Source organism: Thiomonas sp. TH-17, assembly GCF_057473305.1.
On sequence record NZ_JBYCKI010000197.1, the window covers coordinates 15679 to 29889 of the forward strand.

Here is a 14211-nt window from a genome sequence, read left to right on the forward strand (position 1 = left end):
GGTAAATTCACGATTTGTTGATGTTCAGATCAGGAATTTTGATGAAAAACGCGACCATCCGTCAGCTCCGGGTCTTCAGCGCCGCTGCGCGGCACCTGCATTTTGGCAAAGCGGCCCAGGAAATGCACCTCACGCCGCCTGCTGTCTCCATGCAAATCAGAGAGCTGGAGTCGCAGGTCGGGCTCCCCCTGTTCGAGCGTCAGGGCAAGTCCGTCAGTCTGACTTTGACGGGAGAATATTTGGTGGTCTATGCCCGCAAGGTTCTTGCAACGCTCAAAGACGCCGAGGACGCCATGGCGCGCCTGCGGGGCATCAAGGCCGGCCGACTGACCATCGGCATGGTGAGTACGGCCCAGTATTTCGTGCCGCGCTTGCTGGCGCGCTTCCACGCCGAGTATCCCCACGTGGAAGTCCGACTCTCGGTGGGCAACCGCGAACAATTGGTGAACCATCTCCAGAACAGCGAACTGGATCTCGCCATCATGGGCCGACCACCGCGAGACGTAGCTACGCGCGCCGAACCCTTTGCCGCCCACCCCATGGGCATCATCGCGCCGCCACAGCACCCGCTTGCGACCGGAGGGCCGCATTCAGCCTCACTGCTGACGCAATTCAACTTCATCATCCGCGAACCCGGATCGGGCACGCGCGCCACTTTTGAGGAGTATCTGCACCAGCATCAGATGGAGCTGCCCCTGTTCACCGAAATGCAGAGCAACGAGACCATCAAGCAGGCGGTCATGGCGAATATGGGCATCAGCTTCCTGTCGCTGCACACCATTGATCTGGAATTGCGCAACAACCTGCTGACCATCCCCTCGATCGAGGGCATGCCCTTGCTGCGACGCTGGTACGCGGTGAACAGTCTGGCCAAACTGCTGTCACCGGGGGCGGAAGCATTCCGCTATTTCATTCTGGAGCATGGCGAATCGTTTCTGGCGGAAACCTTCGGCACCGACATTCTGGCGCCCGGCAAGGACTCGGCCAACGTCGAGCCCTAATAGCGCCGGTCGGTGCGCTCAGCCGCAAGCACGCATCAGCGCAGCAAGAGGCGCGGTGTCGGCGCGCAACACGCGCGGCCCCAGGCTGACCGCGCGAAACCCCGATCGCTGCAGCGAGTCGATTTCGTCTTCGTCCAGTCCGCCCTCGGGCCCGGAGACCATCCAGCCTGATTCGCCCGAGGCAAAGGGCAGAAGCGGAGTCGTCGCCAACGGGCTCAACACGCAGCGATGCAACTGAGCGTTGTCGTTGCCGAGGTGCTGCAGCCAATCGGAGAGCGTCGCCACCGACGCCACCTCGGGAACGCGATTTCGGCCGCACTGCTCGCACGCCGCAATGGCGACGCCTTGCCAGTGCGCCACCCGCCGCTGCGCACGCTCGCCCTGCAGACGCAGCACACTGCGCCGAGTGAGCAAGGGCTGTATGGCCGCCACGCCCAGTTCCACCGCCTTTTCAACCAGGGCGTCCATGCGCTCGTTGGCCGGCATGCCCACCGCCAGCATGACTCGCACGTCCGCTTCACGCTCCACCGCATGGTGGGTGCGAAGCAGGAAAGTTTGGTGGTCGATCACCTCGCCCGACCATTCTCCGCCCGCCCCGTCAAACACAGTAACCGGTTCGCCCCCCTTTAGGCGCAAGACCTTGACATGCCTCGCCGTCGCCGCAGGCATGGTCAACAGGCCGGGCGCCAGCGTGGCTTCAGTGGGCGAAAGGTAAAAGCGCAACGACACGAAAGAGCGACCGTAGGAACTGCACGCTTCACACCGCGGCCAATTGAGACAGCACCGCTTCAGTGTCTGCACTGAACAGGCGCACGCCCTCTTGCAGCTTTTCGATGGCCATCCGGTCGGTGCGCATGCCCTGTTCAAAGCTCTGCTGGCTCAGCACGGGCGGCAGGGGGTCGGACACCGGGCCCGTCTGCGCGGCGTCGAGTTGACGCGGCATAGTGCGGTCGCTGGCAGCCAGGGCATCGAGCAAGGCCGGTGGAATGGTGAGCAGGTCACAGCCGGCAAGGGCGGCGATCTGGTCCAGGTCACGAAAGCTTGCGCCCATCACCTCGGTCGGCACGCCTTGCTGCTTGTAGTAATGCCAGATGCGCCTCACAGCCTGCACGCCGGGGTCGTTGGCGCCGCGGCGCTGCTCGGCGTCCCAGGCCCCGCCAGCCTGAAGACGATACCAGTCGGTGATGCGCCCCACGAAAGGCGAAATCAACTTCACACCCGCCGCAGCGCAAGCCTGCGCCTGGGCAAAGCTGAACAACAGCGTGAGGTTGCAGTGGAAGCCTTCGGCTTCGAGCATGCGGGCCGCAACAATGCCTTCCCAGGTAGCGGCAATCTTGATCAGCACGCGCTCGCGCGGCACGCCCTCCGCCGCGTATCGCGCCATCAGCGCGCGGGCACGCAGCAAGGTGCCTTCGGTATCGTGGGACAGGCGTGCATCGACCTCGGTGGACACCCGGCCCGGCAGACGCTGCAGAATTTGCAGTCCGAACGCCACGAGCAGCGCGTCGAGGCGATCATTCACGTCGGCAGAGCCGCTCACCGCGGCCGCGACGAGGCGGGCATAGCGCGGATCAGCGGCCGCCTTGCGAATCAGACTGGGATTGGTCGTGGCATCCCGCGCGCTCCAGCGGGACAGCAGATCCAGATCGGCCGTATCGACCACGACAATAGTGGAAGCGGCCAGCGAATCGAGTGCAGACATGAGTAAGGAGTGAGGCGGCGATGCGAAGCGCTCATGTTAGGCGAGCTTCGACGGCCTCACATAAGGTCAGTCGTCGTCGTCGAGCTCTGCGTTCCAGCCCTTGCCTTGCGCACGCTTCATGGCGTGCTCGTACATGGCGCGATGACGTTCGGCGAGTTCCGGCGGCAGGCGACTGGGCAGATTGCCGTACTGATCCCACTCCGTCTCCACTTTCTGCATCAGCCCCTGCATGCGCTGCAGGTCCCAGCCTTTGCAGTCTTCGGCTTCGGGCAGCAGCCCGAAAACCCAGGCGTCAAGCACCACTCGGCCAAGCTGGGTAATGCCGTGCGCGTCGGCGTGATAGCCGGGATAAATCGGTTTTTCTTGCATGTTGAGCTCGTTTCGGTCGGGCGGTCGTCGGTCGTTGAGACCGATGTTGTCGCCGCTCAGGCCACCCAGCGCTGAAGGTAAGAGTGGATGAGCTCGAACACTTTATCGGATTTGATGATCAACCCCAGGTCGATCATCTCAGAACCCAGCGCCATGCCCCGGTTGTTGGCCGGCACCGGGGCGGGCACGATGTGGTGCGCCTCCTCGCGGAAGAACACCGCGGTAACTACCCCGGCGAACAGCAGATCGCGCGTGGCCTCCCGCCGTGAAACCTGTCCGCCGCGCCGCTCGATGAACACCGGGCTGCCGCTGGAGCCGGGATAGACCGCGGCGTCGATGAGAAACTGCCGATGCCCTTCAAAGTCGAGCGCGGCCGGAGTCGCCGTGGTGCCTCGGCGCATGATGGGCATGAGGTTGACCTGATCCCACACGCCGCTGGGATAGCCGACGAACAGCACGTCTTCCAGGGCGTCGAACTGCTGCCAGGTGGCTGCGTCGGGAATGAGTCGGCTGTCGATCGGCTCGAAATAAAGCTCAACCCCCTGCTGCTCAGCCGCCTGCTGCAGCGGCGCGAGCGGCACCAGGGCCAGATCGACCTCGGCGTCGGGGTGAAGATGCCAGGCGGCGGGGAACTCGTCGATGTTGAGCTGGAAGCGCTGGCCGAATGCGGGTCGGCCCTGGCGTTTTTGTGTGAACACCAGCCCGCCCCGTCGCACGCCTTCGACCAGATGGCGGTTGGTGACGACGAAGTCCGTCACGCCCCGGGCATGCGCATGACGCACGACGAAGGCGGTGCCGGAGCCCTCGCTGCCATCGTCGAGCACGGTGTCGACCCGAACGGTGGAAAACAGCAGCCGCTTGGCGGTGGAATCGATGTCCATGTGGAGGCGCGCTCGTTCAGTGATGCGTCGCGGACTGGTTCAGGCGCTCGATGGCGGCAATCGCCGCCCGCTGCGCCTCTTCCGCCTCGGCCTCGGTGCCCATCATGGTCAGGCGACCGAAGGTGCCGAACGGCTTCACATCCACGAGGGTGACATGCGCCGCCTTCTCGGCCTCGTTAGCCGCATAAACGATATAACCCGCGGGCTCCACTTCCAGAATGAACATGCTCTTGCCCGGCAGAATCATCGAACCCTTGCGGAACTGGCGGTTGATCAGGGTCGCGTGGTCGGGCGTAATGGCGCGGATGATTTCGTTCCACGCCACCTTGCAGCGCAGACGCGAGTCTTCCTGCGTGCCGAGCTGTTGCAGGATGACCTGCCCTGCGGCCTGTACCTCGCTCTGGTTGCGGTAGTGAATTTCCATCGAGCCGAACGAACGCTCCACCACCTGCTCGCCCATGCGCACATTGGTTTTCTTCAGCGCAATGTCGGAGAGGTTGTGCACCGCCATTCCGGGCGCCACCTCGACCCACAGACAGGCATCGCCCGGAATGGGCAGAAAGCCTTGCGAGGAGGTGGCCAGATAGGACGCCAGCTGCGGCTGCAGGGCGTCGATGAAGACGAAAGTGCGCAGGGAGATTTTCATGCCGTGCGCGCCTTCAGCGGGTGAGACTCATGTAGAGCATGGGGAGTTTTTCGGGCAGGCGCTCGACTTTGTCGATCACCGTGAAGTTCTTGACCCCGAAGATGCGCGAGACGTACAGATCGGCGTGCGGATCGAGCGAGAGCGCGTAGACCGTGACGCCTTGTTGCAGCAGTTGTTCGACCGCGCGCTTGGTGTCGTGCCGCAGGTATTGCGGGTCGCGCACATCGTTGTCGGCGGGCTCGCCGTCGGTGACGACGAAGCAAATTTTCTTGCGCTTGGGCTGCTGCTCCAGGTAGTGCCCGGCATGGCGCAGCGCAGCGCCCATGCGAGTGGAGTAGCTGCCCTTCATGCCGGCCAGCCGGGCGCGGGCGAGATCACCATAGGGCTGGTCGAAGTCTTTGAAGCGGTAGTAGTGCACGTCGTGCCGACCGTCGGAACAGAAGCCGTGGATGGCAAACGGATCGCCGATGCGTTGCAGCGCTTCGGCCAGCAGCACGGTGGCGGCGCGAGTGAGATCGAGCACGGAATAGTCGTGGCCGCGCACCTTGTCGTTCGACGATTCGGACATGTCGAGCAGCACCATCACGGCCAGATCGCGCTGCGCGCGCTTGAGCCGCACCATGATGCGCGGGTCGGGCTGAACGCCCATGCGCAGATCGGTCATGGCGCGCACGGCGGCATCGATGTCGATATCGTCGCCGTCTTCCTGGCGCCGGATGCGCTGCAGGCCCTGCGGAATCATCGACTCGATGAGAAACTTCAGACGCGACACCACTGGCTTGTGCTCGGCCAGAATGGCATCGATCACCGCGAGATCGCCCACGGGCGGATGGCGCTCCAGCACGGTAGCCCAGCTCGGGCGGTCGAGCTGAATCTGATAGTCCCACTCGGGATAGTGAAAGGGCTCTGAGATTGGCGGGCGGCCTTCGAGCGAGTTGATGGTCACACCTTCCTGGTCGAGGTAGAACTCGGTGGGCAGAATCCAGACCTCCTGCGCGTCGTCACCGGCGTATTCGTTGTCGACCTCGTTGACCATCTCCATGACGCTGACCTTGCGCCGCACCTGCTGCTGCGTCTCCCAAGTGGCCTGCAAGGCCTGCGCCTCGTCGTACTCTTCCAGCTCCCAGATGGCGCGGTTGTCGTCGCGATAAAGCGCGAGCAGGCCGTCGGTGCGGCGGTTGTATTCCGCTAGATCCAGCGCCGCCAAGGGGTGTGAAAGGTCGATGCCCACGTTCCAGCTGAATTTCGCATCCAGCAAGTCGGGCTGTGCGCGAAAATGGTTCACGCCCTGCTGTACCCAAGGGTGCGGATCGGTGCTGTGCTCCTCCAGCAGCGCGCGCGCGAGTCGGTTGAGCAGATCGCCCACGGTCTTGGGCTCGCTGTAGTCGGCAGGCGGCTGCAGGGCCAGCCACGTCTCACGCATATTGGGAAACTGAGCAATAGCCAGCGCCTCGACCCGTGCGTCTTCGATGACTTCGATCAGGCCGATCTGCAGCGGCGACAGGGCCTGCATGGACAGGGGCTCGGTGGTGAATACCAGATGCGCGGCGCAGTGGTTGGCCGCAGCGCGATAGACGTCCAGCGCGCTGACGATCTGCTCTGGCGGCGTGTCGGGACCGAGGGGGCGAAAGTCATCGTAGGCATCGGCAATGTGAATGACGTAGCGCTCGATGAAGGGCTTGAGACCTTCGCGGTTTTCGTAGTCGCCTGCCGTCGGGCGCATGAAAAAGTCGCGTCCCCACATCGCCCGCAGGTAGATATTGAGCCGACGCTGCACGTCCACGAACAACGTGCCCTTGCGCTCTTGCTGCAACATCGAAAGCGCATCGGGGCTTTGCAGCGAAAAGTAGGCGACCTGCCCGTCAAAATCAGCCTTGTAGGCCTGCGCGCCCCACTGGGCCCAGCGCCGCAGCCCGCCCAGGGTGAGCTGCGAGAGCAAACGCTCCAGGTTTTCGAGCATGGGCCGCAAACCTCGCGGCGCTTGCGCCAGCATCAGCGACAGCACACTGAGAAACTGGCGGAACAGCTCTTCATCACCCAGCCGCTGGCCAGCCAGGGGCGCAGTAGCGGCAATCAAGGCCAACACCTGCCCCGAAGTCTTGGAGGCCATAGCCAACAGAAAATTGACCAGATCGGGCAGCGCGTCCTCACCGATGGCGCGGGCCAGTTCGGGCATGGACTGCAGGTAGGTGATCACCAGCTCTTCACCACGGCCAAGCTGGTGCAGCGCGGCCGCACCCTTGAGGAAGTTGTCCAGACCGCGCGAGGAAAAGGCGCGCGCCGCCTCGTTCCACGACGCGCGCAGGACGTCCTGCGCGCCGCTGGGCAGCTCGTCGACGAGTTCCTGGAATTCTTCGAGGTGGATAGCCATGATGGACTCACTGCGCGCAGCCTGCCGCCCGTGGCGACTTGGGGCCTGCAGCGCTAGCGAACGTCAGAAATAAGTGGTCACCGCGGCGTCCAGCGCATCGCGCATGTCCGGGTCGTCGGTGATCGGGCGAACCAAGGCCATCTGGCAGGCGCCAAGCGGGGCCACGCCCTGCGCGATCAGCGAGCCGGCGTAGATCAGCATGCGGGTGGAGATGCCTTCGTCAAGCCCATGACCCTTGAGATTGCGCGAGCGTTCGGCGATGTGCACCAGATTTTTGGCCACCTCAATGGCAACGCCGGATTCATGCGCCACGATCTCGGCCTCGACCTCGTGCTCGGGGTAGTGGAAATCGAGCGCTGCAAAACGCTGCTTGGTGGATTGCTTGAGGTCCTTCATCAAGCTCTGATAGCCCGGGTTGTAGGAGATAACCACCTGAAAATCGGGGTGCGCCTCAATGATCTCGCCCTTCTTCTCCAGCGGCAGAATGCGCCGCGCATCGGTGAGCGGGTGAATGGCAACCGTGGTGTCTTGCCGCGCCTCGACCACCTCGTCGAGATAGCAGATAGCGCCCAAGCGGGCGGCCATGGCCAGCGGGCCGTCTTGCCAGCGGGTGCCGTTGGCATCGAGCAAATAGCGGCCCACGAGGTCGGAGGCGGTCATGTCCTCGTTGCAGGCCACGGTAATTAAGGGCTTGCCCAGCTTCCAGGCCATGTATTCGACGAAACGGGTCTTGCCGCAGCCCGTGGGGCCCTTGAGCATGACCGGCAGGCGCACGGAATAAGCCGCCTCATACAGGTCGACTTCGTCGCTCAGTGCGCGGTAATAGGGCTCGCGGGCGACACGGTAGGCGTCCAGCCCGCTAGCAGGCGCTGCGCTCAGATCGGCCGCAGGACGGTGGGCGGCAGGCATGACGGAACCGGCTCGTGCAGGACGTGCATCCTGGCGGGGGGCATAGGTGCGAACGTAGTCGTCGTGACGCATGGCAATCTCTCTCAACGAAGCGCGGGACGGCTCAGGACCGACCGGCGCGAAAAGCACAATCGGGCAATCAATCGGGCCAGACGCGCTGCGGGAACAGCGCGCCCGCCGACGAGGCGGGCTCTGCCGCCAGGGGCGCTGTTGCCGCTTTGGCGACTGCGCGCGGCGCAGGCTTGGCGACTGCTGCCGCCTTGACGGCGGGCGCGGGCTTGCTCGCCGCCTTGCTGGCGGGCGATGCCGCGCGAGCCGGGGCGCTAGCTGTCTTGGCGGGTTGGGTGGTGCGCGCCTGACGCACGCTTTGGGTCAACTTTTCCTTGATGCTGCTCATGATGGGTAAACCTCCTTGAGTATGGCGTCGATTTCGTCCGCGGCGCCCTGTCCACGGGCGCCCATCTGGTAAACCGACAGGCCGTCAAGCGCCGAGGCGCGATAGATGGCGCGGCGGCGCATGGCGGCCTGCAGCACAGGCAGACCGAACTCGGCCAGCGCATCCTGCATGGCCGCTGAAAGGGCGCTGCGTTGCTCGATCTGGTTGAGCACCAGAAAGGCGCGCAGCCCCGGGTTTTGCGTGCGCGCTGCTTCCACCTCCTGCGGCAGGCGCAGGCTGGCCCACAGGTCCACCGGCGAGGGCAGCACGGGTATGAGCGCCACATCGCTAGACCGCAGCGCCTGGCTGGAGGCATGACTATCGAGCGAGGGCGGACAGTCGAGCACGATGTGCTGATAGGCCTTGTAAGTCTGCCGAAGCCCGGCGCCGTCCCAGCGGCCCGAGATCTGTTTGACCGTGGCCGGGTAGGGCTGCGCGCCTGCGCCACCCCATTGCAGCGCAGAGCCTTGCGGATCGAGATCCACCACCACCGTCGGCCCGCGCCGGGCCAGCCCGGCCGCCAGATTCATGGCCAGCGTGGTCTTACCAGCGCCGCCCTTCTGGTTGATGACGGCCAGCACCTTGGCAGCAGCCATGACTCAGCCCGAACTTCCCGCCAAGGCATCCACCCGGGCGGCAAAAGCGTGTTCGGCGTCACCCAGCGTGGTGCCGTCAACCGCATCGAGAGTGATGTTGACGTAGGTGGTACCGAAGTTGATGTTCTGCGGATGCTGCCCGGTTTCTTCGGACAAGGCCGCCAGCGCATCAAGAAAGGCGCGCGTCTGGGAGTAACTGCCGAAGGCAAAGCGCTTGAACAGCATCGGCGGTTTGCCCTGCTCGCGCCATTGGGTAGACAGCTCATCCATTTGAGACTCCTTCGGTATGCTGCACCCGCTGTAGATGTTGCGATTCTTCGTTGAGCAGGCGCGCAAACAAGGCGGCCGACTCGCCATCGCGCACCCGCTGCGCATGACGCAAGGCGTCTGCATACAAATGCACCGCCGAAGTCTCCAGCTGCGCATCGTGCGCCTGCAACTCGGCCGCGCTGCGCCCCAGACGGGCGGGCGGCAGATTGCCGGCCGAGGGCGCAATGCCGTGCAGGATGAGTTGCTCCATCAGCGCGCTGGCATGGTCAAGCTCTTCCAGCGCCTCCTGGCGTAGCTCAGCGGCCAAGGCCGCATCACCCCACAGTCGAGCCAGCACGCTTTGGGCAAGATACTGCTGCACTGCGGTCATTTCATGACCGAGTGCGCGCGTCATCCAGCCAAGGGTGCGGGAATCCACCGGCGTATATACCTGCGTGTTTAGCTGCGTATTTAACTGCGGGTGGAGGTGATTTCCGCGTCGCGGCCACCGCCCTCTGCATCGGGGCTGGTCGGCAGAATGCCTTCAACCTCGTTGTGCACGCGGGCGATGATGTGCGCAGCCACCAGGCCGTCGCCCACGCGCTCGCACGCATCGGCGCCTGCACGCACCGCCGCGTTCACCGCGCCGGTTTCGCCACGCACCAGCACGGTGACGTAGCCACCCCCTACGAACTGGCGACCGATCAGTCGCACTTCCGCTGCCTTGCACATAGCGTCAGCCGCTTCGATCGCGGGCACCAGACCACGCGTTTCGATCATGCCAAGGGCAATACCCGTCACACTTGCCATTTCCAAATCTCCATCAGGTTTCACCTCATCCGCCGCTGGGCGCAACCATGCGGGCGGGGTCGGTGCGTTCATGCTGAACGCCAATCAGCGCCAATCAGCGCCAATCAGGCGCTCGGCGCGGAAGGCAGAATACCTTCAACTTCGCTGTGCACGCGGGCGATGATGTGCGCAGCCACCAGGCCGTCACCCACGCGCTCGCAGGCATCGGCACCCGCGCGCACCGCCGCGTTGACCGCGCCGGTTTCACCGCGCACCAGCACGGTGACATAGCCGCCGCCCACGAACTGGCGACCGATCAGTCGCACTTCCGCCGCTTTGCACATGGCATCAGCCGCTTCGATCGCCGGTACCAGTCCGCGCGTTTCGATCATGCCCAGGGCAATTCCATTCACGTTCGCCATTTCTCGCTCCTCAAAGGTTTGCAATTACCAATGCCTGCCGCCAGCTCAGGCCGACGGCGCTTCGGGCAGAATGCCCTCGACTTCGCCGTGCACGCGGGCGATGATGTGCGCAGCCACCAGGCCGTCACCCACGCGCTCGCAGGCATCGGCGCCCGCACGCACCGCCGCGTTCACCGCGCCGGTTTCGCCACGCACCAGCACGGTGACGTAGCCGCCTCCCACGAACTGGCGGCCAATGAGGCGCACGTCCGCAGCCTTGCACATGGCGTCAGCTGCTTCAATCGCCGGCACCAGGCCGCGTGTTTCGATCATTCCCAGGGCAATGCCCATCCGTTCAGCCATTTGTCACTCCTTGTCTAAAAGTCGACTTCACACCAATAAGCACCGAGCCGGTGCCCGAGGTGCCCTCTTGCTCACACGACTGCACGGAAAACCCGTTGACGGGTTCACTCCTCCCAGCCCTCGATAATTCCGCAAATGGTCAGATCTGTGGTGACGGTCGGGTCGGGCATGGCCAGCCTTGCTGCACTGCCCAAGGTGGTAAACACCCATTTACCCACCGGCGCACCCACCGGATCGGTGGCCACCTGAATATTGCCTGCCTGTCCCTGCAAGACGCGCAGCGAGGCGGATTGCAGCCCCGGCGCACGCCGGGTACAAACCAGCTCGTCCTTGACGCGCCAGATTTCCATCAGCCCTCCGCAGTCCAACGGTCGATGATGCCGACGATGGTCAGATCGGAGGGAAAATCCTTGGCGCCCGCTGCATCCCGCGCGGCAGAAGAACCCACGCAGATCACCCAGTCTCCCGGCACACAGCCCACGGCATCGACCGCCACGCTGCGCGTGCCACCGGCTTTTTCCTGGACGACGAGCAGCGGACGATGACCGAACGAATCGATTCGATTCGTCGATACCAGCGTCTTTTCCACTCGCATGATGCGCATCTGTTTTCCCTCAATGTCCTGAGTCCGCCACCGCCTCGTCAACGAACACGCAACGTTCGGTGTCGAAACGGTCGGACAGCGCCATGCGGCAGGTCAGCAGCTCCCGCGCCACCAGCGCCGGATACCTTGCTTCGATGGCTGCCTTGACTTGTTTCGCGCGCTTGAGCGCGCGTTCGCGCGAGCCGGGCACGCGCGACGAATAGTGAAAATGCACCAGCACGGGCACGCCCAGACCATGCCGCACGTTCAGGCCGGTGAAAATCTTGATGCCGACATCGATATCGGCCGCGCCTTCCTCGACCGTATCGAGGTGGGCGAAGTAGTACTTGTTGCGCAGCTGCACATACTGCGTGGCCTCGCCAGCGCAGATGAACTCCTCATCATGGCCCAGTACGGTGTAGCGGCCCTGATGGTGGTGGATCACGTACTCGATCTGCGACAAATTGGCCTCAGCCAGCGCCAACAACAACTGCCGCATGCCGGCGCTCATGACGCCGCGCCCCTGCGCCCAGCCGTCCATGTTCTGTGCTTCATCCACGCGCCGAGCAATATGGGCGCGGGCGGCGTCGGCCGTCAGGCCCACGGTTTCGCGGTACAACTCCGCTGTGTCGACGTAACGGTAGGGATTCACATCGCCGTCGGCATCGGGCAGGTGAATGCGCAGCGCATCCACATCCGTGTCGAGGCCAACGAGCAGAATGGCCGGTGCAGCGCCCACACCATAGGTGCGTTCGATGGCGATGCGCAGCTCGTCCAGACGCTGCTTGGCCGACTCCACCGCCTGCTTGTCATTGCTGGCATGAAAGGCACAGCCCTCTTCATGCGAATGCGAGCTGCTGAAGTGGTAAACCGCGATTTTCAGATAGTTCTGCGACTCGCCACCGGGAATCCCGCCGCTCAGGCGCTCAATCTCGCGATGCCCCCAATCGACCATATCGGCTTCGACATCGAACATCGCTCCCGCATACGCCTTGAGATAAACATTGCAGTTGGGCGCCATGCGGAACACGAAAGGCAGCAAACCTTGCAAGCGACCGTCGGCACAAGGTGTGACGTCCACCGTGTGATAGCCACAGGCCACGAGAAACTCCGGCGTGAGCGCCATGCGGCTCAGCCACAGCGACTGGTCGGAGTCGGTGCGATCCACACAGACCTTGAAACTCTGGAAGATGCAGTGCGTATGCAGCGCCTTCATATCGAGGCCTGACACCCAGGCATCGTCGAGCAATTGCTGCGGCAGGGCGTAACCCAGACGCTCCTGCGACAGCTGTTGCGCGCGCTCGGCAAAGTCTCGCTCGTGCTGCAGCGCGGAGATTTCTTTGAGCACGTCAACGATGCCGCTGAAGCGCGCCCTCACGATTCGCTCGTAATCAGACAAGCGGCGGTTGAGCTCGGAATCGACCAAGGCATGCTCGCAGCGCTGCCCGGGGCCGATGACACAGGCTGGGTTGTCGATCTCATGCTCGCCCGCATGCAACGCGGGGCGGACGGCGTGCAGATGCGGCGCGGCGACCCCCTGCGTCGGCAGGTAGGCGCCACTGGCCTGGAGAGCCGTTCTGCGCTTGAGCGTGTTCATCGAACTTGCCCTCGCCTCAGCCGCGTGCGCCGCCAGAGACGGTCACCGGCGCACCGCGCTCGGTGTTGCCCGACGAGCCGGTCACACGTGACGCGGGCACCTCGGGGCGCTCCACCTCGCGGAACGTGGCGGCATTGGCGCCCGTACCACGGGGCTGGCCGCGCATCGACAGATTGCGCATCAAGCTTGACGTGCCTTCCGTGCCGGTTACGCGTGATTTGTCGAGCCACACGTCGCCCGAAACTTTGGTGCCTTGCTGACTGCCCTCGCCACTCAGGCGCTGCGCCGCACGTTGCAGCAGGGCGTCTTTTTGCTCCTGGTGCTGTGATTGCAGTCGCTGCACATCCTGCTTGCGGAACTCGGGGGTGCCGGTAATCAGACCTTCGGCCTTGTTGATCGAGCCGGAGATGCGCTCCGAGCCCATGCCGTTACCGGTCACGGCTTGATCGCGCTCACGTCCCAGCGAGGCATGCCCGCGGGTCAGGATGCTGAAGCCCACAGGGGCCGGATCGCGCACAGGCTCCTCGACCGGTCGAGCGCGCGAGACGAAACGGCCACTGGTTGCGCATTGGCCCGGCAGGGTGTCCATGCCCAGATAAGGCGTGCCAGTCACCGGCTCGCAGGCGCCACGTTCGTCACCGGTCATTACTGAACCTCCGGCGCCAGGCCGGTCTCCGGTAATGGCGCGCAGCGAAACCGTGGTGCTGTCACGTTGCACGTTGCGCTGTTGCTGCAGCGCAGGCGCCGCGCAGAACTCGGCATACTGCCCCTGGCCAAAATAGCTGTTGCCGCTGATGGGCGCACAGGCGCCGGCCTCGTTGCCAGTTACGCGCTGGCTACGGCCTGCATTGCTTCCTGTGACCTTCTGACCACTCCAGGTCTGGTCGATCGCCACTTTCGCGACGGGTGCGATGGCCGGCGCGGTTTCGCACACTGCGGCCAGTTGTTGGGTGCCGATATAGTCGACGCCGGTGACGGGTTGGCACCCGTATGACTCATCACCGGACAATTTTGGGCTGGGCGCGACCTCTGAACCGGTCACCGACCGGCCACTGAGCGTCTGCATCGCACTGACCTTGGCCGGAGCCGCAGTTGAAGCGCCGCCGAAGTCTTTGGCATTGAAATACTGATTACCCGTGATGGCACGAGCGGAGCCCGCTTCACTGCCGGTCACTTGCGAACTGCGACCCACATCGGTCCCAGTCACACTCTGACCATCCCGGCTGGACATCACGCTGACCTTGCGCGGCTGCGCTGGAGCTTCGGTGTCGCAGACCTGCACGAACTGCTCGCTCGACAAGTATTGCGTGCCCGTCAC

The 14211-nt window shown here is 64.1% G+C and carries 19 protein-coding genes; 1 reads left to right on the top strand and 18 read right to left on the bottom strand.

What is annotated here, in order from left to right; translation table 11 throughout:
- Nucleotides 1-41 precede the first annotated feature (41 nt).
- A complete protein-coding gene (locus AC2VLV_RS11775) occupies nucleotides 42-1001 on the top strand; it encodes a LysR family transcriptional regulator (RefSeq protein WP_486990169.1) in 960 nt (319 codons plus the stop codon).
- Nucleotides 1002-1019: 18 nt separating this feature from the next.
- Here the strand turns inward: AC2VLV_RS11775 and AC2VLV_RS11780 are convergent, their stop codons facing one another.
- From AC2VLV_RS11780 to AC2VLV_RS11865, 18 genes are all read right to left on the bottom strand, one after another.
- The gene (locus AC2VLV_RS11780; protein WP_486990170.1) at nucleotides 1020-1730 is read right to left on the bottom strand and encodes a 16S rRNA (uracil(1498)-N(3))-methyltransferase; all 711 of its coding nucleotides are present in this window, start codon (nucleotides 1728-1730) and stop codon (nucleotides 1020-1022) included.
- A 28-nt stretch (nucleotides 1731-1758) separates the two neighbouring features.
- Nucleotides 1759-2703, bottom strand: coding sequence for a transaldolase family protein (locus AC2VLV_RS11785; protein ID WP_486990171.1), 945 nt, complete (start codon nucleotides 2701-2703; stop codon nucleotides 1759-1761).
- Nucleotides 2704-2769: 66 nt separating this feature from the next.
- Nucleotides 2770-3072, bottom strand: coding sequence for a hypothetical protein (locus AC2VLV_RS11790; RefSeq protein WP_486990172.1), 303 nt, complete (start codon nucleotides 3070-3072; stop codon nucleotides 2770-2772).
- A gap of 56 nt (nucleotides 3073-3128) precedes the next feature.
- The gene (locus tag AC2VLV_RS11795) at nucleotides 3129-3953 is read right to left on the bottom strand and encodes a S1 family peptidase (protein ID WP_486990173.1); all 825 of its coding nucleotides are present in this window, start codon (nucleotides 3951-3953) and stop codon (nucleotides 3129-3131) included.
- 16 nt (nucleotides 3954-3969) lie between these two features.
- Nucleotides 3970-4599, bottom strand: coding sequence for a hypothetical protein (locus AC2VLV_RS11800; protein WP_486990174.1), 630 nt, complete (start codon nucleotides 4597-4599; stop codon nucleotides 3970-3972).
- Between the two features lie 13 nt (nucleotides 4600-4612).
- On the bottom strand, nucleotides 4613-6970 hold the full coding sequence (locus AC2VLV_RS11805) for a nitric oxide reductase activation protein NorD (RefSeq protein WP_486990175.1): 2358 nt from the start codon (nucleotides 6968-6970) through the stop codon (nucleotides 4613-4615).
- A 63-nt stretch (nucleotides 6971-7033) separates the two neighbouring features.
- Entirely contained in the window at nucleotides 7034-7951 is a 918-nt protein-coding gene (locus tag AC2VLV_RS11810; protein ID WP_486990176.1) for a CbbQ/NirQ/NorQ domain-containing protein, read from the bottom strand.
- 67 nt (nucleotides 7952-8018) lie between these two features.
- A complete protein-coding gene (locus AC2VLV_RS11815) occupies nucleotides 8019-8276 on the bottom strand; it encodes a hypothetical protein (protein WP_486990177.1) in 258 nt (85 codons plus the stop codon).
- A complete protein-coding gene (parA, locus tag AC2VLV_RS11820) occupies nucleotides 8273-8911 on the bottom strand; it encodes a ParA family partition ATPase (protein WP_486990178.1) in 639 nt (212 codons plus the stop codon). Before parA ends, AC2VLV_RS11815 begins: the two co-directional genes overlap by 4 nt.
- Before the next feature lie 3 nt (nucleotides 8912-8914).
- Nucleotides 8915-9181: a 4a-hydroxytetrahydrobiopterin dehydratase gene (locus AC2VLV_RS11825; protein WP_486990179.1), complete on the bottom strand. Its 267-nt coding sequence runs from the start codon at nucleotides 9179-9181 to the stop codon at nucleotides 8915-8917.
- A complete protein-coding gene (locus tag AC2VLV_RS11830; RefSeq protein WP_486990180.1) occupies nucleotides 9174-9599 on the bottom strand; it encodes a ferritin-like domain-containing protein in 426 nt (141 codons plus the stop codon). The genes AC2VLV_RS11825 and AC2VLV_RS11830 overlap by 8 nt, the downstream gene beginning before the upstream one ends.
- Nucleotides 9600-9631: 32 nt before the next feature.
- Nucleotides 9632-9970, bottom strand: coding sequence for an alpha-carboxysome major shell protein CsoS1 (gene csoS1 / locus AC2VLV_RS11835; protein WP_013121931.1), 339 nt, complete (start codon nucleotides 9968-9970; stop codon nucleotides 9632-9634).
- 104 nt (nucleotides 9971-10074) lie between these two features.
- Entirely contained in the window at nucleotides 10075-10371 is a 297-nt protein-coding gene (csoS1, locus tag AC2VLV_RS11840; RefSeq protein ID WP_464925946.1) for an alpha-carboxysome major shell protein CsoS1, read from the bottom strand.
- A 45-nt stretch (nucleotides 10372-10416) separates the two neighbouring features.
- Nucleotides 10417-10713, bottom strand: a complete 297-nt coding sequence (csoS1, locus tag AC2VLV_RS11845; RefSeq protein WP_013104284.1) for an alpha-carboxysome major shell protein CsoS1 — start codon at nucleotides 10711-10713, stop codon at nucleotides 10417-10419.
- A 104-nt stretch (nucleotides 10714-10817) separates the two neighbouring features.
- The gene (locus AC2VLV_RS11850) at nucleotides 10818-11063 is read right to left on the bottom strand and encodes a carboxysome peptide B (RefSeq protein WP_486990181.1); all 246 of its coding nucleotides are present in this window, start codon (nucleotides 11061-11063) and stop codon (nucleotides 10818-10820) included.
- Nucleotides 11063-11317 carry an alpha-carboxysome shell vertex protein CsoS4 gene (gene csoS4, locus AC2VLV_RS11855; RefSeq protein ID WP_486990182.1) on the bottom strand — a complete coding sequence of 85 codons (255 nt, stop codon included), beginning with the start codon at nucleotides 11315-11317 and terminating at the stop codon, nucleotides 11063-11065. The genes AC2VLV_RS11850 and csoS4 overlap by 1 nt, the downstream gene beginning before the upstream one ends.
- 10 nt (nucleotides 11318-11327) lie before the next feature.
- Nucleotides 11328-12893: a carboxysome shell carbonic anhydrase gene (locus AC2VLV_RS11860; protein WP_486990183.1), complete on the bottom strand. Its 1566-nt coding sequence runs from the start codon at nucleotides 12891-12893 to the stop codon at nucleotides 11328-11330.
- A gap of 16 nt (nucleotides 12894-12909) precedes the next feature.
- Nucleotides 12910-14211: alpha-carboxysome scaffolding protein CsoS2 (locus AC2VLV_RS11865; protein WP_486990184.1), on the bottom strand; the 1302-nt coding region annotated here is incomplete at its 5' end.